General features: G+C 44.8%; 18 protein-coding genes. 12 read left to right on the forward strand and 6 right to left on the reverse strand.

The genetic code is table 11. The features are described 5' to 3' along the window. The first annotated feature begins 33 nt into the window (after positions 1-33). Both ACO05Z_RS06355 and ACO05Z_RS06360 read left to right on the forward strand, forming a co-directional pair. Positions 34-4,098 (forward strand): LamG-like jellyroll fold domain-containing protein, encoded by a 4,065-nt coding sequence (locus ACO05Z_RS06355; protein WP_421901315.1) that lies wholly within the window; start codon positions 34-36, stop codon positions 4,096-4,098. After that, positions 4,098-4,328 carry a hypothetical protein gene (locus ACO05Z_RS06360; protein ID WP_421901316.1) on the forward strand — a complete coding sequence of 77 codons (231 nt, stop codon included), beginning with the start codon at positions 4,098-4,100 and terminating at the stop codon, positions 4,326-4,328. The genes ACO05Z_RS06355 and ACO05Z_RS06360 overlap by 1 nt, the downstream gene beginning before the upstream one ends. A gap of 270 nt (positions 4,329-4,598) precedes the next feature. Here the strand turns inward: ACO05Z_RS06360 and ACO05Z_RS06365 are convergent, their stop codons facing one another. From ACO05Z_RS06365 to ACO05Z_RS06380, 4 genes are read right to left on the reverse strand one after another with little or no spacing between them, the layout of a single operon-like run. Further along, positions 4,599-6,332 (reverse strand): RuBisCO large subunit C-terminal-like domain-containing protein, encoded by a 1,734-nt coding sequence (locus ACO05Z_RS06365; RefSeq protein WP_421901317.1) that lies wholly within the window; start codon positions 6,330-6,332, stop codon positions 4,599-4,601. Positions 6,333-6,367: 35 nt separating this feature from the next. After that, positions 6,368-7,387, reverse strand: coding sequence for a GNAT family N-acetyltransferase (locus ACO05Z_RS06370; protein WP_421901318.1), 1,020 nt, complete (start codon positions 7,385-7,387; stop codon positions 6,368-6,370). Beyond that, a complete protein-coding gene (locus tag ACO05Z_RS06375; RefSeq protein ID WP_421901319.1) occupies positions 7,368-7,991 on the reverse strand; it encodes an NUDIX hydrolase in 624 nt (207 codons plus the stop codon). The genes ACO05Z_RS06370 and ACO05Z_RS06375 overlap by 20 nt, the downstream gene beginning before the upstream one ends. Positions 7,992-8,000: 9 nt before the next feature. Continuing rightward, entirely contained in the window at positions 8,001-8,588 is a 588-nt protein-coding gene (locus ACO05Z_RS06380) for a dTMP kinase (RefSeq protein ID WP_421901320.1), read from the reverse strand. Positions 8,589-9,147: 559 nt separating this feature from the next. On the opposite strand from ACO05Z_RS06380, the gene ACO05Z_RS06385 reads away from it, so the two are divergent. The 10 genes from ACO05Z_RS06385 (at position 9,148) to ACO05Z_RS06430 (ending at position 19,841) form a co-directional block, all read left to right on the forward strand. Then, complete coding sequence (locus ACO05Z_RS06385; RefSeq protein ID WP_421904174.1) at positions 9,148-10,404, forward strand: [FeFe] hydrogenase, group A; 1,257 nt, start codon at positions 9,148-9,150, stop codon at positions 10,402-10,404. 12 nt (positions 10,405-10,416) lie between these two features. Then, a complete protein-coding gene (locus tag ACO05Z_RS06390) occupies positions 10,417-10,755 on the forward strand; it encodes an iron hydrogenase small subunit (protein WP_421901321.1) in 339 nt (112 codons plus the stop codon). Between the two features lie 214 nt (positions 10,756-10,969). Beyond that, positions 10,970-11,212, forward strand: a complete 243-nt coding sequence (locus ACO05Z_RS06395) for a TM1266 family iron-only hydrogenase system putative regulator (protein ID WP_320008982.1) — start codon at positions 10,970-10,972, stop codon at positions 11,210-11,212. Between the two features lie 14 nt (positions 11,213-11,226). Further along, positions 11,227-12,651, forward strand: a complete 1,425-nt coding sequence (gene hydG / locus ACO05Z_RS06400; protein WP_421901322.1) for a [FeFe] hydrogenase H-cluster radical SAM maturase HydG — start codon at positions 11,227-11,229, stop codon at positions 12,649-12,651. An 18-nt stretch (positions 12,652-12,669) separates the two neighbouring features. Further along, positions 12,670-14,106 carry an aspartate ammonia-lyase gene (locus tag ACO05Z_RS06405; RefSeq protein ID WP_421901323.1) on the forward strand — a complete coding sequence of 479 codons (1,437 nt, stop codon included), beginning with the start codon at positions 12,670-12,672 and terminating at the stop codon, positions 14,104-14,106. Then, entirely contained in the window at positions 14,106-14,711 is a 606-nt protein-coding gene (locus ACO05Z_RS06410) for a hypothetical protein (RefSeq protein ID WP_421901324.1), read from the forward strand. Before ACO05Z_RS06405 ends, ACO05Z_RS06410 begins: the two co-directional genes overlap by 1 nt. Beyond that, complete coding sequence (gene hydE, locus ACO05Z_RS06415; RefSeq protein WP_421901326.1) at positions 14,692-15,699, forward strand: [FeFe] hydrogenase H-cluster radical SAM maturase HydE; 1,008 nt, start codon at positions 14,692-14,694, stop codon at positions 15,697-15,699. Before ACO05Z_RS06410 ends, hydE begins: the two co-directional genes overlap by 20 nt. Continuing rightward, entirely contained in the window at positions 15,689-16,891 is a 1,203-nt protein-coding gene (hydF, locus tag ACO05Z_RS06420) for a [FeFe] hydrogenase H-cluster maturation GTPase HydF (protein ID WP_421901327.1), read from the forward strand. The genes hydE and hydF overlap by 11 nt, the downstream gene beginning before the upstream one ends. A gap of 567 nt (positions 16,892-17,458) precedes the next feature. Next, positions 17,459-19,411 (forward strand): DUF262 domain-containing protein, encoded by a 1,953-nt coding sequence (locus ACO05Z_RS06425; protein ID WP_421901328.1) that lies wholly within the window; start codon positions 17,459-17,461, stop codon positions 19,409-19,411. Between the two features lie 139 nt (positions 19,412-19,550). Further along, positions 19,551-19,841: a hypothetical protein gene (locus ACO05Z_RS06430; protein ID WP_421901329.1), complete on the forward strand. Its 291-nt coding sequence runs from the start codon at positions 19,551-19,553 to the stop codon at positions 19,839-19,841. An 87-nt stretch (positions 19,842-19,928) separates the two neighbouring features. Here ACO05Z_RS06430 and ACO05Z_RS06435 read toward each other — a convergent pair whose 3' ends face one another. Both ACO05Z_RS06435 and ACO05Z_RS06440 read right to left on the reverse strand, forming a co-directional pair. Further along, positions 19,929-20,729: a hypothetical protein gene (locus ACO05Z_RS06435; RefSeq protein ID WP_421901330.1), complete on the reverse strand. Its 801-nt coding sequence runs from the start codon at positions 20,727-20,729 to the stop codon at positions 19,929-19,931. Next, positions 20,711-21,328 (reverse strand): TetR family transcriptional regulator, encoded by a 618-nt coding sequence (locus tag ACO05Z_RS06440; protein ID WP_421901331.1) that lies wholly within the window; start codon positions 21,326-21,328, stop codon positions 20,711-20,713. Before ACO05Z_RS06440 ends, ACO05Z_RS06435 begins: the two co-directional genes overlap by 19 nt. Positions 21,329-21,358 lie beyond the last annotated feature (30 nt).

The raw sequence follows: 21,358 nt of genomic DNA on the forward strand, positions 1-21,358 counted from the left end.
CACCCTCGGTGAACATTTCACAGGATGTGAATAATGGCAGAAAACGATTACATTTATGATGCGCCGAGTATCGATACCACGCCCGGTGGTGACTCGGTAAAAAGCTCCATTCTGGAGAAGAATCAGGCAAGGGTTGAGCAGAGCTTAACCCTCCTGAATTCACATAAAAACCGCACCGACTCCCACGGTACAACCTCGCCTATTGTTGGCGTTGACGATGAGCAGACCCTGACCAACAAGACTTTTGTCGATCCGGTCATTACCTATTCAGCGGAGCCGGCCGGGACTGCCCCGGTCACCCGTGAATGGGTGGAAAATCAGGGTGATCTGGCCGTAAATCAGGCCAGAACAGCAAGGGACGAGGCCGTGCAGGCCAGAGATGAGGCTGTAGCTGCTAAAGATATTGCTGTTGATGCTGCTAAAACTTTGAAGATTACTCCCGAACCTGTGCTGGTTGGTGACGTGTCTGGAAATGAGGGCGAGGACCTTGTTTTCAACGTCACCAACCATAAGGAGGAGGTTGAATATCAGGTCTCAGTAACTGGCGGTACCGTTAGCGCTATAAATGGCGTCATAACTTGGGCCTTGCCTTCCGTTGAAGTTGATACAGATTTTATCCTGACCGTATACGCTTCCAAGCTGGGCTTCCAGCAATCAAGCGCAGTGACAAAAACTGTGTCGGTTAAGAATGTACCCATTCAGGACGGACCGACCATGATTTTTGCGGATACAACTGAAGGATATCCCGGTGCGACGGTAACTGATGGAGTTGTTTCCGCCCCTGCGCATTCTGTAGGCTTGAACAACACAAAGCAGATTGTTTCCGCCAAGCCTGAGATCATGGTGACCAGCGGCAGGCTGAATATCTCCAACGTTTCCGAATCCGGCTTTGACCTAGATGTAGCCTACAAAGGTCCAATCGTTACCGATCAGGGCGAAGGGGATATTGTTAGTATAGCTGGAGGAGGTGGTGTTGTTGAGACGAAGCCTTTTGACGGGATATCCAGCAACGGCGTTACTCTTTATAATACACGTGTAATGCTGGATGCGCACATACCTAATGGTAAAACGGTCACAGAGCTTGGGGTACAGACTTCCACTACCCCAACAATTGGCGGACTTGGGATTTATCGCCGGGATGACACTAATAAATTCACACCTGTTGCTTTTGTGTCTGGTGTGGCTACCACTCCGGGAGGTGTTTATAACTATCTAGCGTTGGATAAACCGTATGCAGTTCCCAGTTCTGGTGAGTATTACGTTGGTGTCAGTAACACAGTAAACGCGTACAAAGCGGATGGGGTAGGCGGTGGAGTATACTCCATGACAGAAGCTTCTCCTGTCGAAGGAACACAATATACTTTCCCGACAAGTAACGAAGCCCGGATTTTCGTAGCATTTAAAGTACTGGACTCGTACACCGCAACTCTTGCCGAAGCCCTGCCCGGAGTACCGACCAAGGCGTTCAAGAATCCATATAAAGAACCTTTGACCCTCAAGTCTGCTACCACAACTTCTATAATCACTGCGGAAAAGGTTACAGAAGGGGAGACGTTGTTTGTTCCTGAAAGGGTTACGGCAGGGGCGGTGACTGAAGAAATGCTTACTGCTTCTGGAGTAGATAAAGCAGATTTTTTTAATGATGGTTCTGCCGTTCGTTTTTTCCAGTTTAACAATTCTCTTGTAGATGCCGTCTCAGGCAAGACAATGCAGCCTAATGCACATGGCTATGCATACAATTCTTCCGGCAAATTCGGTGGATGTATTACAGGCGGTGGTCATTCATTCACTGACGGTGAGTCTCTGGAAATCCCTTATGCGGATTCTACTATTTCCTACTGGTACAAAATTGCTAATGCAAACTATCAGGTTCAAGGTCTTGGGTGGGGGCCTCAGTCTACTGGTGGTTATATGTATTGTGGTGGGTCTGGGTATGTTGCTTTTGATCAGAAGCTTATTGATACAACTTTAAATAAGTGGAATCATATGTGTATTGTGACTTCTGCTGCTCAACAAAAAGTGTACAATAACGGAGTTCTTGTTCATACATTTGCAAAGGATTACACAAAGTCAGGGCCATATACCTTTGGTAGTGCTTATAGTGGGCAGAATGATTACTCTTATATAGATCAGGTGCGTGCCTTCAGTCGACAGTGCACGGCAGATGAGATCGCACAGCTTTATGCTGAAGAAAGCAAGAGCATGCGCTACAACACCGACCTTACCCACGAATCCTTATCTTCCGCTCCATCCTATGTGGCGCGCAAGAAAGAGTTAACCCTCAAAGTCGGCGCAGGTGCAGCAGGCGAATATCTCGGGCCGGAGAAAGAATTAGTCTTGGTGGAGAGTAAAGTGCTTCCGGTAATGACAGATACTACAACAGGCGGTTTTACGATGTCACAGACTGGTTCCGGTACTGATGCGCCTGCACCTTGGAGAGCTTGGAATGCTGCTGACGGCGATCCTGCCACTGTTTGGCAGCGCTCTGACGGAACGGGGGATGCTGGTATTGAAATAAGCGGACCTTTCAGTGACCCTGTCACTAGAATTGATATTCAGGCCCGCTCAGCCGCAACCGCAACTGCGCTGAAACGTTTGCCTAAGGACTTCACTTTTAAAGGGTACGACGGCAACTCTTGGGTTACGTTGAAAGCTGTAACCGGAGAAGTTGGCTGGCAGTCAGAAGAGAAAAGGTCATTCTCATTTTCGAACGGCACAACTTACCAGAAGTACTGGCTGGACATCACCGCGACAGAGTCCGGGACTGTATACCGCGAAATCGGTGAGCTGGCTTTGTTCTATGACAACTCTTCTAGCACGACAGAGATTACTATTAAGAGTGATAAATCCATCAAGGACCAGATCTTCACTGCTGGTGGCTTGCATAACAATCTTATAGTGGACGGAAGTAATGTCGTTGTTAACGGGGTAAGTGAATCTGTCGTTGTAATGCCAACAATCACGAATACCAATAAGAATGCCGTTCCGATTATGTCGGGCACAACCACCGGGAATTATACCGTTAAGTCAAATGCTTCCACGTCTGCAAATTACTTTCCCTACAAGGCGTTTGACGGCAGCTCTGGTAGTCTTTGGCTTACTAATACGCCCGGATGGCTCAAAATAGTAAAAACTTCTCCCTTTTCTATCTGGGCTTATACTCTTACTTGTAGAAATGCATCAAGCGGCCCATCGCAGATGCCGAAAAACTGGACTTTTGAAGGCTCAAACGATGGCTCCAATTGGACAGTACTTGATACACAGTCCGGGCACACTTGGTCTATGACTCAAAAGAAAGAGTTTCAACTCGCAGATGTAGCTACTTATTCGCAGTACAGAATAAACATCACTGCAACAGGCGGGGCTAGTCTTGAAATCTCTGGCATGGAGTTACTGGCGGTTGTTTCGGGGGCGGAACTTGAGGATCAAGGGACGTACATTTACGCTACACCTCAATACCCATCAAGTACTAGCAACCCGTTCGCCAATCCTGACAACGACACCAGCTCGTTTGGCTTCTATTATAATGCTACACCTGAGACTGATGCCGCTTGGTTTGGGGCTGAATTTCCTGTTGAGACAAAAATCACAGGGCTGAACTTCTTCCAGCATGCAACAACTCAATATGGTGTCACCTCTGCGATGATTCAGTCCTCTAGCGACGGCATTGTGTGGCAAGATCAGCAGTTGTTTACAGGGCTTTCTGTTGCGACTGATAATCTTAATGTGTTGACCCTGAACACTCCATTCACTGCGCGCTATGCCCGTTGTATAGCTAAAGCTGATACTACGGGTGTTGGCTGGGTTGTTTATCATGCTCGGTGGTATGGGCAGAAACGGGCAGTTATTACAACAACGATCAACCTGAAAACAGCACTGCCAGAGCCTCCCACAATAGATGGTAAAGTCGCCATTCCGGATCGCTGCACACTGTCACCGGACAGTTACGCCTGCGCTCTGGACGGCTCCGACCTGAAAGTTACCGGGGCGGAGATTGCGCTTGAAGATAACCCGAAAACGAAACGGCTTGTAATGGCTGTTAGCGGTGATGAAGTCACTTTTAAGAGTGGTAAAATTTATATCAAGGAGAAACCGTAATGGCTAAAATGAACCATACTGTAGATCAGCAGAAGGGCGGCGGGATTCATAGGGAAAGCCCAGCCAAAAGGAAATCAGAAGATTACGATGTAAGAAAGATTAGCCCGGTAACTAAAGAGGCTGTTAAGAGGATTTGTGGCAAATCTTCAGAGCCTGCAACACCGGAAGACTATCAGCATATGTTTGAATCAATCCTTGGAAGGGCTGTTGTTGCTGATATTCTGAAATAGATAATTTGATAGAGAAGTTAAGCGCGTTCTTTGACGTGTTTTTATCCCCTGTCCTGACTTGTTCCGGGCGGGGGATTTTTAGTTGTTTTCTACTCACCCCTTACTCACCTTTTAAGGTCTCAGAAGGGGGCTTTTGTGTTTGTTTAGTTTGTTATTTAAGTGGGTTACCCATTCAGATTGTAGACTCTTAATCCGTTGGTTCAAGGTTCAAGTCCTTGATTCAACCGCCCACTGAGACAAATCAGGAATTAAATGGGTGTGCCACTTATCTTATTTAAATTTATTGATAAGTGATGACCATACATGTTTAAGCGAAAATTTCATATCTAATGAAAGTTCTTTCTCATATCTAAAAATGTAAGGAACGATTGGGATAGTGATTTTGAGTTTGTCTTTGGCGTTGAGTTCAGGGTTAGTTGCCTGAGCTTTAGTGGATTCAATTTTAAAGCGTGGTATTGAGGACATGTCGGGTTTCGTATCAATTCGGCTAAGTACAGCTAAAATTTCAGAGGCTAGGCTCTCTGCCTCTTTGTCGCTAAGATACTTATCAACATTGTTAATAGCGTAGTCTAGTATTTTATTTTTGTCTTCATTCCAGAAGTTGTGTTCAACTTCACTTAGCTGTTCTCTTTGTTTTATGTCATCAATCTCAAGTAATGCTTGTTCAATCCTTATTCTGCATTGAGAAATGTTTTCTTTAATTTGTTCAGATTCAATAACACGGTTCTCTAGTCTCAGTTGATCTTCAAGTTGCTTAATAATCTGATATTCTTTGTAAATATTGCTGTTTATGTCCGAAATTCTCCCTTGAGAGATAGACTTTGTGAAAGATTCTTTTTTCATGTGGTGGTTCTTTTCTACTTTTCTTCTTTGTGTTGAACTAGATATAGCTTCAGTAATTGAGTAGACTTTAATACATGCTTTTTGAAAGCCTATTTTACTGTTTAGTAGTCCTCTTCCAAGTTGGAGCATACAGTCATCACCAAGTTCCTCGTGGTTTTGAACGATATCTCTTGTAGTGATTGCTCCAGATGAAACTAACATTGATTCTTTTATATGTGCAAAGTCGCCTTGCATTGCTTGGAGAACCGTATCTAACTGTGCTTCGTTAAAAGCATAGTCGGTTTGTGAAGGCCCTGTGTAGACTCCGTCAGCGCCTATCATCCTATTCAGTTTGCAGTACACAGCGTCGGAAACATGAAAGTCGGACATTCTATTGACTATGCCTTTGCCAATGTTGTTGATGATAAAAAAAGCTCTACCATCAAAGTAGTCAATAATATGTTTGGCGCTAGAAAAACCTTGAGTGATCGTGTTTAATAGATATCCTTTTACATTGTATTTCAATCCCGTTTCTATGATTTCTATGGCCTGTTCTTGTTCAGCGACTGCGTTAGCAATGAAAAATTTATTCGTGCCATGCTCTTTATTGTACTCGTCAATCGCCGACTGGATAACACTCATGCGATTTTGGATAGGTTGACAGTTTGAATTTGTATTGAGTTCGTCGTCAACGATATAGTCAATTCCAGAAGACAGTGCCGTCTTTATTGTAAGGGGGACAGCTTCCACATTAAGGGCCATTCTTGGTTTTAAAATTAAACCTAGAATTGGGCGCTCTAAGACACCAGAGGTATTTCGTATGCCATCAATACCAAATCTCGGTCCTGAGTAGGTGGCTAAAATTGAATCTGGGAGGTCTATTTCAAGGATATAGAACTTGCTAATAAAGGAAAAAACCGACATGTAAAAAAGGGAATTTAGCACTCCTGGAATGCCAGTATTTTCACCAGAAATACATTTCGGAATATTGATAATTATAATTGTTTGACCTAATTCTACTTGGTGTTGGGACTCGATAGTAATACCATTGGCACAAGTGCATTCACGTTTACTTTTTATGGATAGTTGATCAAAGTCACCAGATAGCTTGTCCAAAAATTTTTCTACACCAGACTCTACGTCTAGTCCTTTGAATTCTATAAATAGTTTAGCTTTTACCATGCTCATGTCTCACATAGATACAGGTGTTTTCGTTCTTATCTTGTGATTTCTAAATTATAAAGATTTTCTCTGTAATTACACCAGTAGTCTTTATACGTTTCATTGCCTCTCATAAAATCAAATATTGTGATTTCTGAGTCGATCAGGTGTTGAATGATCTCTTGTAATAGAACATTCCCCGGTGAAAGCTTTCTATTTGTTGTGTCATATGATGTGTTCCAGTCGTAATAAATGCTATTTCTTATTAAACCATATCGATATGATAGTATTATGTTATTAAGTGTTAAGCAAAATATTGTAAGCTCGCCAGTGTTAGAAAATATTTTTGTTATTTCTTTTAAAAAATGAACCCTTCTAGGGTCTGCAAATTGCGGGGTTTGAGTTCGTTTACACCAGTTTGCTGTGTGGATTAAGCAGAGTTCATTTAGGAGTGTTTTGTTGTATTGCTCACATATAATGAACTTTAAGTCACCCATTCTTGATAATTTGCGTTTTTTATACGCATACTCATTACATCTGCTTCTTTCTTTAAATGATTGTATACAACTGTTTGTGAGAATGGTCTTTTTTATCGGTGACCCCTTGCTGGTTGTTACACGTAGTGAGTGCTTTTGCGCTAGTTTTGTAATCGAATGAAATGCAGGATTTTCCTTTGATAAGTTGGAAAAATTACATTTATCCCAATGGGTTTGCGTTATAGCTCTTTCTAAGAGAGGCGTGACGTGTTTGATACCACTGCTGGTAAAGCATGGGCCTAAGTAATCACTGCAGGAATCTGTTAGAAAGCTAAGAATTGTTTTGTGATTTAAGCGCTTAGTCATTAGTGGCAAGACACAAATAAGCTGATTGTTAGCAAACGTCATATAGACTAACAGCTGGAATTTTGTGTCTGCATAAGAGTCCCACCATGAAAGGAGCCAATTAGGGTCAAATGAAGGCGCGAACCCTTCACGGGTACTCAAAGTTGACCATTGATCAAGGAATGGTTCCAAATCTTTAACAGTGTTAAAGGTAAACGTTTTAATGCTTCTATTGTTATACAAAAAGGAGTTCATCGCCAGAAAGGTATTTCTTTATGAGTTTTGGAACCTTGTAGTTGTAGTTGTCAATTGATTGAATGATAGATTCCGCAGATATGGATTTAGAGTAAGTCTCTTCGCCGTTATAAAAAACAGCATCGAATGTGATGTTTGAGTTGTATGTACTTAATATGTCATCAGGAGCTATAAGCCCAACTTCCGCTACCTCATTGGGCTCAATTTTGAGTTTGGAAAAATCGATGTCGAGTTCAACAATGATAATTTTTTGGAATTCTCTGTTGACTATGTCATCACTTAAAAAGCAGTCCCTTCTGAGGCCTAAGCTTACAATTGACTTTGTATCGATATCGATTCCAATTTCTTCGAAGCATTCTCGCTTGGCTGTTTCAGAGTAAGATTCCCCCGGATCACAATGTCCAGCAACACTTACGTCAAGCATGCCTGGGTATAGTTTTTTGTTGTCACTTCGTCGTTGGTACAATATCTTTTGAGTTTTTGTGTCAACGAGCCAACAATGAACCACTTTGTGCCATAAACCATTGCGGTGAGCCTTGTGTGAACTCTCAATTCCTAAATAATTAAAATTGTCATCAAAAATCTCGATCTTCTCATTGCTCATAATATTTCCTTATCTTAGTTGGTTTGCTGTTTTTAAATACTGACGGACAATGTCTAATGTTTGAACTTTAGCTTCATCAATATTGGTTGAGTCAATTTTTTGTAAACCGAAAGACTCGTAAATGGATTCAATTCTTAATCCAAGGGCGGTTTCTTTGATGAGTTGCTTCTCATACCAATCTAGCTCGTCTCTTTTTTGTAAGCGTGAGGTAATGGTTTTTGCATCCGTCGAAAGATATAGACTTAAATCAGGTTTTCGAAACGCATTAAAAATATTGCTAACTTCAATCTTGCAGCCATAGGCCGTGTGGTATGCCATAGTTGAATAATAAGACCTATCAAGAAGGACGACAGTGTGTTTTTTTGTTGCTTTCATCATCGAGTCAACGAATGATGCTAAGTAATATAGGTATTGTGTATCAATCGAAAATGAGTTGTACGCTAGTTTGTCAACGTATTTGTCAGGGACTCCTATAATTCGCTTGATTTCAACGCTATTTTGTAACTTATTTTCTAAGTATTTACTTATTGGCGTTTTCCCCGTTCCATCTAGTCCGTCAATGGAGATTATTATACTATTTAGCAGCTTGCTATCCATCTTCTTTTTTAACTTTTGGTATTTATATGTGCGCAGTTAATAGCTGTAGTATGCATATTACTGTATTAATATATTTCTTATTAGATATTAAATTAATTCTTTTTTTGCAAGTGGTTTTCTCTAAAAATACATCTGCCTCTCTTAAATAGTGTGCGATTTACTCAGGACATATGTTTTTGACTATGGTTGTAGACTCTTAATCCGTTGGTTCAAGTCCTTGGTGGCCTACCACCTCCTGATAAATCCTCCCACATCCCATCACGATTTTAAATTTTTCATAAAGTAATTAGTAGGCTATGAAGGTCTACCCAAATAATTCTGTATAGTTTGCAGTTATTCTGTCCAGAGTAGTGATGCTTTTGGATCATTAATTGACATGTATAATAGAAGTGTATTAGTGCATCTCTAGTGTTACTTTTTTTATATTTGTGTTTGGTGTGTTTGATTATTTGTTAACTAATTTTAACAAAGGAGGCCATGCATGTCAGGATGTGCGCCTAAGACCCCGCCTGCCGGGGTGGCAGCGGTCCAGCCTGCTGTGAATGAAAATGCCAAACGAATGGAGGGTGTTGAGTACAGTCTTTACGCTCCTCCTGTGGGAGTTGATGCTGACACTGTAAGGTTCGTGCGGGTGGACGAATCCAAATGTGAAGGCTGTGGGGCGTGTGAAGAGTATTGTGCGAGTGGTGCTATCCAGTCGATCAATGATGATGGCATTCATCGTATTGTTGATCCTGTTGCCTGCATGAACTGCGGTCAGTGCCTTACCAACTGTCCGTATGGTGCCATTTATGAGGGTGTTTCCTTCGTGGATGAGCTTGCAGCGAAACTTAAGGACCCGGACACTATTGTTGTATCCATGCCTGCTCCGGCTGTTCGTTACGGTCTTGGTGAATGTTTCGGTGCTCCCACCGGGACATATGTCGGCGGAAAGATGCATGCTGCATTGCGCAAACTTGGATTCGATTACATCTGGGATAACGAATTCACTGCTGACGTTACCATCATGGAAGAGGGGACAGAGCTTCTCAACAGGGTGAAAAGTCAGGGCAGCAAGGACGCAATGCCCCTGCCGCAGTTCACTTCCTGTTGTCCGGGCTGGGTAAAGTTTGCGGAGACATTTTATCCCGACCTGATCCCCAACCTGTCTACCTGTAAATCACCTATCGGTATGCTTGGTCCCTTGGCTAAGACATACGGTGCAAAGGAAACAAAAACAGACGGTAAAAAGATTTACACTGTTTCCATTATGCCCTGTATCGCCAAGAAGTACGAAGGTGTGCGCAGTGAGCTTGATGACGCCGGATATGACCGTGACATCGACGCTACCATCAATACCCGTGAGCTTGCATACATGATTAAGGCTGCCGGTATTGATTTCAACAGCCTGCCTGATGAAGACCCTGATCCGGTTCTCGGTGAATCCACAGGTGCTGCTACCATCTTTGGTAACAGCGGCGGTGTTATGGAAGCGGCTCTCAGGCTTGCTTACGAAGTCCTTTCCGGTACCAAGCTTGCTAACCCCGATATCAAAGTTGTCCGTACCCACGAGGGTATTAATACCGCTGATGTTGAGGTCCCCAATTTTGGAACTGTGAAAGTTGCTGTTGCCAGTGGTTTGGATAACGCTGCCAAGCTTTGTGATGAAGTGCGCGCGGGTAAATCTCCTTATCATTTTATTGAGGTTATGACCTGCCCCGGCGGTTGCGTTAACGGTGGCGGACAGCCTCTTGATCCTGAAATCCGGGCTTCCCTGTTCAGGTCTACCGTGGCTCAGATCAACAAGCGGTTCAGAGCCCGCAAAATCAAGGCATAAGGAGAAACTGATATGAAATTAAGCAGACGCAGTTTCATCAAGGCCGCAGGTGCGGTGGCCGGTTATGCGGTTCTGGGCGTTAACATCGCTAAAGAAGCAGCAGCAGAAGTCATGGACTTTGTTGCCCGCCGTCAGAACTCCGTTTATGCGGCTGATGCGAACAAAAATATCTACAAGTACAGAAAATCTCAGGATAACCCCATGATCGTTAAAATTTACGATCCCAAAAACGGTTTTCTGCATGATGGTCCTTGTGGACACGAATCCCACCATCTTCTGCATACTCATTACTATGATCGCAGCAAGAAGCTTAATGCCTTGAAAGAAAAGGGCATTGAGCTGAATCTCTAGAAAATTATATGCATGCGTTTGCCTGAGGTGAGGATTTATCTGGCCCAAGGGTTGGCGCAAGTTTTGGAGGCTGTTTTGTGAAAACAGCCAGTGTCTTTCTTACCGGCAAATTACCGAGGAAAAGGGTCCGTCCTGACTTCCTGCAGGAGTTTCTCCGGCAAGCTCCGGAAGCTGTCAGCTGCTTCTTTACTTCGACCATTGCGGAGCCTTCTTAATGGATAAGCGTTTGGGAATTATAGGAATAACCATCAAAGACAGATATAAATCTGCACCTAAGGTCAATCAGACCTTGAGTGAACATGGAGAAATTATTGTAGGTCGCATGGGACTTCCTTTCCGCGAAAAAGGCGTGAATGTCATCGGTATAATTATCGAGGCAACCACGGACGAGGTCGGGGCATTAACCGGGCAGCTGGGCATGCTTCAAGGCGTAAAAGTCAAATCACTTCTCGTGTAGGAAAGGATACAATCATGAATAAGAATGCAACCCTTGAAACCGGTCTTGAGTCATTTATCGATGAAGAGCTTATCTGGTCGGAAATTGAAAAAGCTACCGACCCGGAACCATCCCTTGTCCGTGACGTCATAGCCAAAGCCAAAGAGAAAAAAGGTCTTTCTCCTTTTGAAGCAGCGGTTTTGCTTAAAAATAAGGACAAAGAGCTGGATAATGAAATTTTTGAAGCCGCCATTGAAGTAAAAAAGGGCATCTACGGCAACAGACTGGTTCTTTTTGCTCCTCTGTATATTTCAAATGAATGTGTAAACCAGTGTGCGTACTGTGGATTCAATGCCACCAACAACGACCTCCAGCGCCGGACCCTTAGTGCTGAGGAAATTCACAAGGAAGTCGAGGTTCTTGAAGATCAGGGACATAAGCGTCTTCTGCTGGTTTACGGCGAGCATCCCAAGTACGATGCGGATTGGATTGCCCAGAGCGTAAGAGATGTCTATTCCGTAACTTCCCGCAAAAGCGGCGAAATCCGCAGGGTGAACATCAACTGTGCGCCGTTGGATGTTGATGGGTTCAGGAAACTGCATGAGGTGGGCATCGGTACTTACCAGTGCTTCCACGAAACTTACCATCAGGAAACCTACAAGAAATATCATCTCGCAGGACGTAAAACAGATTACAACTGGCGTCTTTATGCCATGCACCGGGCCATGGAAGCCGGAATTGATGATGTAGGCATGGGTGCTCTCTTCGGCTTGTTTGATCCGGTCTTTGAGGTCATGGGGCTGCTTTATCATGCTCAGCAGCTGGAAATTGACCATGGAGTAGGGCCGCATACCATTTCTTTTCCCCGTATTGAGCCTGCGCAGAATTCAGAGCTGGCCTTCAATCCTCCTTATCTGTCTTCCGATCATGATTTTAAGAAGATTGTCGCAGTACTCCGGCTGACCGTGCCTTATACCGGTTTGATTCTTACTACCCGCGAAAATGCCGAATTCCGCAAGGAACTTATTGAGGTCGGTGTTTCCCAGATGTCCGCCGGATCAAGAACCTACCCAGGTGCCTACAGTGATCCCGAATATGATCGCCCGGATGTACAGCAGTTCTGCGTCGGTGACAGCCGTTCCCTTGATGAAACCATCCGCTCCATTGTCGGCGAGCATGGTTACGTGCCTTCATGGTGTACCGCCTGCTACCGTCTTGGCCGGACCGGTGAGCATTTCATGGAATTGGCCAAGACCGGATTTATCCAGAAATTCTGTCTGCCTAACGGGCTGCTGACTTTTAAGGAGTATCTTGAGGATTATGCTTCTGAAGAGACCAAGAAAGTCGGTGAAGAATTGATCAGGAATGAAATTGAAACCTATGCTGATCCTGAGCGGCGTAAGCTGCTGACTGACCGTCTTGCCCGTATGGAAAAAGGCGAGCGTGATCTCTATATCTAACTAGAATCCGGAGGAAACATGTCTGAATCCGGAAAAACTGCTTTCCGTATAGAGAAAGACGCGCTGGGTGAAATGGAGATCCCGGCGGAAGCGTATTACGGCATCCATACCCGGCGGGCTATGCTTAATTTCCCGCTTTCCGATTCCCGAATCCATGAACGGTTCATCCGCGCATTCGGGCAGGTAAAAGAGGCATGCGCAGCCGTAAATATGAAGCTAGGCTTTCTCGATGACAGGATCGGAAGGGCGGTTCTGACGGCATGCAGGGATGTTTCCTTCGGTAAATTTAACAGCAGCATAGTGGTTGATCCCTATCAGGGCGGTGCCGGGACTTCCACTAATATGAATTTCAATGAAGTCATAGCCAACAGGGCAGTTGAAATATTCGGTGGTGATCTTGGTGACTACGGGCTGGTCCATCCCGTTGATCATGTAAATATGCATCAGTCCACCAATGATGTTTATCCCACGGCACTAAAAGTAGCGGTTCTTGCTTTGCTTGTTGATCTGGAAAAAGAGGTCTCAAAGCTTCAAGAGGAATTACAATTAAAAGAAGCTGAATTCTCGCGGGTCGTCAAAGTGGGACGGACGCAGTTGATGGACGCTGTGCCCATGACTCTGGGTATGACTTTCGGTGCCTTTGCCGATGCTGTTGCACGTGACCGCTGGCGTATTTTCAAGTGCCGGGAAAGGATTAAAAAGGTCAATCTTGGTGGTACTGCGGTTGGAACAGGGCTTGGTGCACCCCGTGATTATATCCTTCAGGTCGCAGGGGAATTGAAGAATATATGCGGTCTGCCTGTCTCAAGGGCGGAGAACCTTATTGATTCTACCCAGAACTGCGATTCTTTTGTGGAAGTCTCCGGCATGCTCAAGTCGTATGCAGCAAACCTGATGAAGATTTCAAACGATCTCCGTCTGCTGGGCAGCGGACCTGCTACCGGGCTTGGAGAAATCAAATTGCCTGCACGCCAGTGCGGTTCATCCATCATGGCAGGGAAAGTAAATCCGGTCATACCTGAATCTGTTGCGCAGGTGGCTTTGCAGGTTATGGGTAATGACCAGACCATCACCCTTGCCGCTTCCATGGCCCAGTTGGAGCTTAATCAGTTCATGCCTCTTCTGGCGCACAATCTGCTTAATTCCTTGAGTCTGCTGCTGAATGCGACTAGAAGTTTTACCCGTAATTGCGTGCAGGGGATATCTGCCGATGAGGACCGCTGCCGTAAGCATGTGGAGTCCAGCTACGCTCTGGGAACTGTTCTGGTTCCGGTTCTGGGCTATGACTTCGTGGAAAAGCTTGTTGATGCCTGCCGGGAATCCGGGCGTTCCTTACGCGATGAGATCATTTTTCAGGGTATTGCCGGGGCGGATGAGGTCGATGAACTTTTGTCTCCGCAAAGGCTTTGCAAACAGGGGTTCACCTTGGATGAAGTGAAGGGGGGTAATAAATAATGAAGCTAGTATGCGGTGTCGGGGAACTGGGGATTCCTGCAATGTTTGCCGAGGCGAAGAGAAGAATCATTCTCCATGCAGCGGTTTACGGACCTTTTTCAAAATCAGAAGTCCATATTCAAGGGTTGGAAAAAGCCTTGTCGCGGCCCAGCCTTAAGCGCCTTGATGTCATTGCCGTGCAGTCCGGTGGCGAAAACGGCTGGGATAATTCATTCTTAAATGCGCTCCGGTTCGGCATTTCCCGACAGTCTGTGGCGGATGAACTTGAGCTTTCAAAGTCATTTTTAGCTGAATTGGCTGAGCGTCATCCTGAAAAGGTAAATGTTTATCCTGCCAGTAACTTACCCTGTCTGCCGCTGGTCATTGTCGATGACACTATTTGCTTTGGGCAGTATGCCCATTCCTGTGTTCATGCCCCGCAAGGATTCTGGGGATGCGTAGAGGCAGATGTTGAAAAGCTTTTTAGCTGGGCTGAGTCTGGAACTGTGCCGCAGGGAGCCAGTGCTGAAGAAGTGGCAGCGTTCAGGCTGGTCAGTGATTGTTCAAGGGCCATGAAGTGCAGTGGAGCTATAGAAGGGGTTGGAAATGGCTGTGCTTGGGCGTGATGAAATTATTTATTACCTGAATGGCGGCAATGATACTGAGTTGTATTCAAAAGCCGACAGTCTGCGGGAAGATTCTTTTGGGCGTGAAGTATATTTGCGGGCCATTGTCGAGTTTTCCAATATCTGCAATAAAAAATGCAATTACTGCGGCTTGCGTGCTCCGAATGCAAAGGTAAGCCGATACCGGATGGATGTTGAATCCATCATTGAATCCGCCCGTCTGGCAGCTGATGCGGGGGCGCGTACCATTGTTCTGCAATCCGGTGATGACTTCAGCTATTCCCCCACGCAGATTGAGGACATCATTGCAGGGATCAAGGAATCCCATGACGTGGCGGTGACCCTTTCGCTGGGAGACCGCAGCGCCGCAGAATATGAGCACTGGTTCAATTGCGGAGCAGATCGCTGCCTACTCAAGCTGGAAACAACTGCCCCTGATATCTACAAAAAGATCAGGTGTGGCGAGGATTTTTATCAACGCATGGACCTGCTGCGGTCCCTGCAGGAGATAGGCTACGAGGTAGGCTCCGGTATCATTGTAGGATTGCCGGACTATACTGTGGAGCAGCTTGCAGATGATTTACTCTTTCTAAGCGGTCTTGAGCTGGATATGATTGCGGCTGGCCCGTTTATACCGCATCCAGACACTCCTTTCTCTTCAGCCGGAACAGGGGATATCGACCTTTCTTTCAGGTTTACTGCCTTGGCCCGCTTGTTAAACCCTCTCTCCAATATTCCCGCAACGTCCGCCCTTGATTCATTTGATTCAGAAGGCAGGGAAAAGGGCTTGCAGCGTGGCTGTAATGTCATAATGCCCTCGGTTACCCCTGCCGCCAAGCGCAAGGATTACAATATCTACCCCGGTAAGAATTCTGTTTCTGTAGATGTTGCCGATACTGTTTCCCGAGCTGAAGAATTAATCCGTGCACTGGGTTTTGTCCCCTCAGCTACCAAAGGTTCTTCAAGGAGAATGAATAATGTCGAATAAGGCTCCACGCGGTGTCCGTCTGGTGATAACTCTTGTCGGCAAGCGCAATGCCGGTAAGTCTTCATTAATCAATGCCATTGCCGGACAGGATGTGGCCATTGTTTCCGACCAGCCCGGAACCACCACTGATCCGGTGGCAAAGCATTACGAGCTGCTCCCCTTAGGTCCGGTTACGTTCTACGATACTGCCGGACTTGATGACAGTGGAGAAGTGGGCGAGCTACGCATAAAAGCCACCAACAAGGTCATGATGCGTACAGACCTCGCACTGGTTGTTGTGGGAGAAGACGGGCTGACCGATTATGAAGTTGATTTGATCAACAAGGTTTCTGAGCTGGAGATTCCTTATCTGGTTGCCTTCAACAAGAATGACCTTTGTGAACCGCTTGAGGCGGATATGAATTATTGCCGCCAGCGCGGTATTCCATACTACAAGACATCTGTTTTGGAAGCCTGTTCCATTGATGAACTCAAGGAAGCGATCATCACGCTGGCCCCGGAAGAGATGAAGCGTGATCCGGTACTTGCCGGAGACCTTTTTAGTGAAGGTGACTGGGTTGTCTGTGTGGTTCCCATTGACCTTGCCGCTCCCAAGGGAAGGCTGATCCTGCCTCAGGTGCAGGTTCTGCGTGAGATCCTTGATTGCGATGCTGTGGGGGTCACCGTAAAAGAGCGCGAGATTGAGGAAACATTATCATCAATGAAGCGTAACCCCGCGCTGGTCATAACCGATTCTCAGGTTGTTATGAGCGTTGCCGGGGATGTGCCGGATGAGATTCCGTTGACCACTTTTTCTACCCTGTTCGCCCGTTACAAGGGAGATTTACCCAGCCTTGTGGAAGGCGCTAAGGCCATTGATACTTTACAGGATGGAGATACTGTCCTGATGGGTGAGGCCTGTTCCCATCACCCTGTTGCCGATGACATCGGAAAGGTCAAGATTCCGCGCTGGATTCGCCAGTACACAGGTAAGGATATCAACTTTGTCATGTATTCCGGTCATGATTTCCCGGAAGATTTGGAGCGCTTCAAGCTGGTAATCCATTGCGGGGCCTGTATGCTCAACCGTAGTGAGATGCTGCGGCGCATCAAGGAGTGCCAGCGCAGCGGAGTTCCGGTAACAAACTACGGCGTGGCAATATCCAAAGTACAAGGAGTGCTTGATCGGGTCATCAGTCCATTCAATTTGTAATACTGTCCCAAAAAGTTAAGGCCGGCGTTCGTCTTTGATAGAGATGAACGCTGGCCTTTTTTATGTCCTTTGTATCCCCACGGGCCTGATAGCAGGGAGAGGCGCTATCAGGCCCGCGCTCGAATTTAGAGGTAGTAAGGTCCGAGTCGCCGTGGGATTTGAAAAACTGAACGCCCCGGGGATGGAGGTAGATCTTCTTGAGTGGAATCAAGAAGCCGGAAAGCACGCTGAGCAGTAGCGGCATCCCGGACTGGGGCCGTTTTTCTTGAGAAATATGTACGTGATTATGTGTTACTAGTCAAGAAAGAGTGTTACAAAGTTTGAAGAAAGTTAAAAACTTATTCATAAAATATGGGAGGGCGGGTTTTGATTAGGTAAAGAAAATCCGGTCCGAGCATGATGCTTGGACCGGATTTTTTATCTTCTTAGTTTGTTGCGGAGTGCGAAGGCGAAGAGGGCTAACTAGCTAGGCTTGTGATATTGTTTCAGCGCAATATTATAGGTTATTGATTTGTGTTAAATGGTTAGCTATGTTCTCAGTCTAAGTTCATAATTACCGGAGATATAATGAATAAAGCTACTTTTGGAACGGAACTGGTATCTCTTCCTGATCTTTTTGATGGTAATTTATTTATAATTCCTGACTACCAACGTGGATATTCGTGGGACGAAAAACAGGTTTTTGAGTTACTTCAAGATATTGATCATTTAGTGGGTGATAATGTTAATATTCGACATTATACAGGGACTATCGTGTTGAGTCAGGCTGCTGGGCTTGAGACGGGAGAGTTCCACATTGTTGATGGTCAACAGCGTTTGACTTCATTGATAATTATTATGCGGGTACTTATGGATTATATTCCCAGTGAGACTCAATTTGTAAGGGAGCGGTATTTAAAGCGTGGTGAATTAGGAAATGAACGTGCTGTTTTGTTGGTCAACTCTGATTCGAGGCTATATTTTGATCGAGTCATTCTTGGTGATGGGGATGATGTTGAGGAACAAGCAGTTTTAGAAGTACACAAACGGTTATTTTCAGCACGTGCAGTTGTCAAAAAATGGTTGAAGAAACGATTGAGTTCAGGTGTTCAAGCTCAAGATATCCTATCAGTCATCGAATCAGAGTTGGGTTTTCTTGTCTATGCCCCAAAGGAAGATGCCGAGACTGGTATCATGTTTGAAGTGATTAATAATCGTGGAAAAGCTCTCAGTGAACTTGAAAAAGTTAAAAATTTTCTTATTTACTGTTGTGTTAAACTACAGGCTCGGACAACGCGCAATATGATCAATGAAGATTGGACAGATATTTTAAAATACCTAACCTTCGCTAAAAAAACTACTACAGCTGATGAAGGTGCATTTCTGCGTTACTGTGTTGCTGTTCACTTTAAGCTCAACAAAACTGATAGTCAGTACGGGTATGCATCTTTAAAGAAGATAATAGATATTGATCATGCTCTCTCGAATAAAGTAAAAAAGAAAGAGGCTATAAATAAAATTATTGATTTTATGCGTTTTATGAAAAAATCGTCGATCTGGTATGCCCGTCTGTATGGTCGACTGCATGATGGGCTAGATTCTGAATTGAGTGGTGTATTAGATCAGATTCGGGCTCAGGATCGACATGCTTCGATTATGCCTTTATTCTTATCTTTGGTAGTAAAGTCTGGTCTTCATGCTGATCAAAGGCTGCATTTATTGGGGTTACTGGAAATATTAAATTTCCGTGTCTATATGGCTAGAAATATAACTAACCGTAATGATTCTGGGCAAGGAGATTTATATTACTATGCATCACGCTTTTATCATGACGAGCTTCTTGATGATTTTTGTAAAGAAAAAAGGGTTGTTGGAAAAAGAAGAATACAGAGTCAAGAGGATGCATTAGAGTACTGTCTAGTCTATTTTACTCTTGATTATGCTATAGATGAGAGGTTTTTGGGGTCATTCGTTCTTGAACAAGGATCTCCTTATGATTTTTATAAGTGGAGTGGCTTGCGCTTTTTTTTGATGAGTTATGAAGCATCATTACAGCCTAACAAGAGTATTCAGATTGATAAAATTTTGTTGAAACGGGCAGAAGGCAAATCAGCTGACTATTTATCTGTTGAACATATTTGGGCTGATAAGCATAGGAATAATGAGGGTGAGAATAATCGTATAGTAGACCGGTTTGAGAAAAGACGATTAGGGAATTTTGTCTTGCTTGAGTTGAGGTTAAATATCCAAGGGGATAATTTGTGGCTCGATGAGAAGTTGCCGATCTATCTAAAAGGAGTGAATTCAGAGCCGCCTTCAGACCTTACTCATGTTCGCAGTATGGGAAACAAGGCTAAGAAAATTTTGAAAGCATATTCAGGTATGAAACGTGCGAAAAATTATTATTTGAGTATTCATCGAGATCTAAATGACAGTCAGGAACGTAAGCTTATAAGGTTTGCAAAAAAGAGATGGTCTCTGGAGAAGTTTTTGGGATACTCAACTTTGCTCAAAAAGATGCTCGCTGCTGACGATGATTAGGGAGGATAATCTATTTGAATGCCATACTCCTAGGCAGAACCCCCATATTGTCCATACGAGAATATTATGCTTAATATGACAGCATATTTCATCGATTAGTACTATCTGGCTTCACTCACTAAATTTAAGGAGACTCAAAATGGATATTGTTCATGACATAGATGTGCCATGCATGGCAGAGGGGATTGGACTTGGAAAGCTGACTACTAAACATCCCGAAGGGGACATGGGTAAGCCCGTGTTTGTGGCTGAAGATTCCGATAAGGCTTACGGCCCCACTGAGGTTGATGCTCTTATGCCTATTGAAGGTCATACCTATTCTGAAGAGCAGCTTGAGTATGTGCGTGTGCATGGCTTGCAGATACAAGGCGATCGGGCATGGTACATGGATGGTTGGGCTCCCAGCAAACATGTTTGCAAAGGGCATTAAGTCCGGTTCGGTCTTTACGTAAGACGTAAAAAAAATCCCCTGCTGAACATCTCAGCAGGGGATTTCTATTTTTATTGAAGTGGGAATCTAGAACTTCACATATAAACGAAGACCGGACATGTAGAATTTGTTCTTGGGTTCCATGTATGTCCCGGTACTTACGGTGTCTTTTTTTGAGTCTTCAATGTGCCAGTAACGGAAGTAAGGCTCCATTCCCAGCGCGTAGTCATCGAAATCATATTCGAGGAAAGCTGAGACACGCCCACCGCCACCGGATGCGAACTCCTGTGTGTTGTTGACGTCTTCATAAGCAGGACCGACATCAGAGAGCTTGCTTTTAACCTTACCGCCCAACAGCAGGTCGCCTTCAAGGGTTCCGCCAATGGACCAGCCTTCGTCTAAGCGGGTGACGATATTAACGCCCACAGGCAGGTAAAGCTGCTTGATCTGGCGTTCGTATCCGCCAGTGGCTTTGATGTCGTCATTCCAGTAGCGTGCAGCAATACCGAGATAGGGGGTTACCCCTGTGTGGCCGTAGTCGATGCCCATACCGATGGTGGCGCGTCCGCTGATGAAGTAATCATCAGTGTCGCATTTGAGCGGGGTGCCGTCACTGTATTTACCGCTGTAGCGCAGTGATCCGGCAAGCCCTTCAAGCTCGGCGTTGAGCATGATGTTATAGTCTGTGAAATATCCGGTCCAAGAACCGAAACCGCCGTTAAGGAAACCTTTTTCATGCATCACATTGGGTTCATCGTAATACATGTACATCCCTTGGTAACCGAGCTTGAATTCGCTGGTGGGGAAGAGTTCCTTGTCGGCTGCAAAGGCAGAACTGGCCATGAGCAGCAGGCTGGTAATGAATATGATTAATTTTCTTTTAAGCATGAATGCATGAACATTTCGATTAAAGATTCGGATTCTTCATGGATGTTTACTTCTTCCGGGAAGAACTGAGAGTATTGGGCCAGACCCAAGAATAATGAAAAGTACTGAGCTGCAGCAACAGAGGGCTTTAACTCTTCTCTGAAGACACCGTCCTGCTGGCCCTGCTCAATAATCTGTTCAGTTCTTTTGATGAATTTATATTCATATTCCCTGAACTTGAGTTTAAAGGGCATGAGTTCTTCAGACCATTCGGTTTTATTGAACATGATGCCGAAAGCAGCCCGGAAATTGTCATTCTCTCCTGCATGCTCAAGCCAGACTTTCATCAGCCCGTCAATCATTTCTTTGGGTGAAAGGTCTTCTTCAAATTTGCTGAAGAGGAGATCCCGAACAGGCATGAATGCATAATCAAAGAGTTTCTCAAAAAGGTCGGTCTTATTCTTAAAGTGCCAATAGACAGCCCCGCGAGTTACTCCGGCGTCTTCAGCAATATCCTGCAGCGTGGTCTTGGCATATCCTTTTTCGTTGAATACCTTGAAGGCTGAGGCAAGCAACGCCTGCCGCGTTTTTTCTGCTTCTTCTTTGGTCTTTCTAGCCATGTCTGTCCCTGTTTTTTTGCTTATTTTCTC

The sequence above is a fragment of the Maridesulfovibrio sp. genome (genome assembly GCF_965230075.1).
Taxonomy (GTDB): domain Bacteria; phylum Desulfobacterota; class Desulfovibrionia; order Desulfovibrionales; family Desulfovibrionaceae; genus Maridesulfovibrio.

Bases quoted from the DNA above. Each gene is read 5' to 3' on its own strand.
- hydG (WP_421901322.1), top strand. From the start codon at position 11,227: ATGAATAAGAATGCAACCCTTGAAACCGGTCTTGAGTCATTTATCGAT.
- ACO05Z_RS06370 (WP_421901318.1), bottom strand. From the start codon at position 7,387: ATGAACTCCTTTTTGTATAACAATAGAAGCATTAAAACGTTTACCTTT.
- ACO05Z_RS06375 (WP_421901319.1), bottom strand. From the start codon at position 7,991: ATGAGCAATGAGAAGATCGAGATTTTTGATGACAATTTTAATTATTTA.
- ACO05Z_RS06435 (WP_421901330.1), bottom strand. From the start codon at position 20,729: ATGCTTAAAAGAAAATTAATCATATTCATTACCAGCCTGCTGCTCATG.
- ACO05Z_RS06425 (WP_421901328.1), top strand. From the start codon at position 17,459: ATGAATAAAGCTACTTTTGGAACGGAACTGGTATCTCTTCCTGATCTT.
- hydF (WP_421901327.1), top strand. From the start codon at position 15,689: ATGTCGAATAAGGCTCCACGCGGTGTCCGTCTGGTGATAACTCTTGTC.
- ACO05Z_RS06380 (WP_421901320.1), bottom strand. From the start codon at position 8,588: ATGGATAGCAAGCTGCTAAATAGTATAATAATCTCCATTGACGGACTA.
- ACO05Z_RS06365 (WP_421901317.1), bottom strand. From the start codon at position 6,332: ATGGTAAAAGCTAAACTATTTATAGAATTCAAAGGACTAGACGTAGAG.
- ACO05Z_RS06355 (WP_421901315.1), top strand. From the start codon at position 34: ATGGCAGAAAACGATTACATTTATGATGCGCCGAGTATCGATACCACG.
- ACO05Z_RS06385 (WP_421904174.1), top strand. From the start codon at position 9,148: ATGGAGGGTGTTGAGTACAGTCTTTACGCTCCTCCTGTGGGAGTTGAT.
- ACO05Z_RS06405 (WP_421901323.1), top strand. From the start codon at position 12,670: ATGTCTGAATCCGGAAAAACTGCTTTCCGTATAGAGAAAGACGCGCTG.
- ACO05Z_RS06390 (WP_421901321.1), top strand. From the start codon at position 10,417: ATGAAATTAAGCAGACGCAGTTTCATCAAGGCCGCAGGTGCGGTGGCC.
- hydE (WP_421901326.1), top strand. From the start codon at position 14,692: ATGGCTGTGCTTGGGCGTGATGAAATTATTTATTACCTGAATGGCGGC.
- ACO05Z_RS06410 (WP_421901324.1), top strand. From the start codon at position 14,106: ATGAAGCTAGTATGCGGTGTCGGGGAACTGGGGATTCCTGCAATGTTT.
- ACO05Z_RS06430 (WP_421901329.1), top strand. From the start codon at position 19,551: ATGGATATTGTTCATGACATAGATGTGCCATGCATGGCAGAGGGGATT.
- ACO05Z_RS06440 (WP_421901331.1), bottom strand. From the start codon at position 21,328: ATGGCTAGAAAGACCAAAGAAGAAGCAGAAAAAACGCGGCAGGCGTTG.
- ACO05Z_RS06360 (WP_421901316.1), top strand. From the start codon at position 4,098: ATGGCTAAAATGAACCATACTGTAGATCAGCAGAAGGGCGGCGGGATT.
- ACO05Z_RS06395 (WP_320008982.1), top strand. From the start codon at position 10,970: ATGGATAAGCGTTTGGGAATTATAGGAATAACCATCAAAGACAGATAT.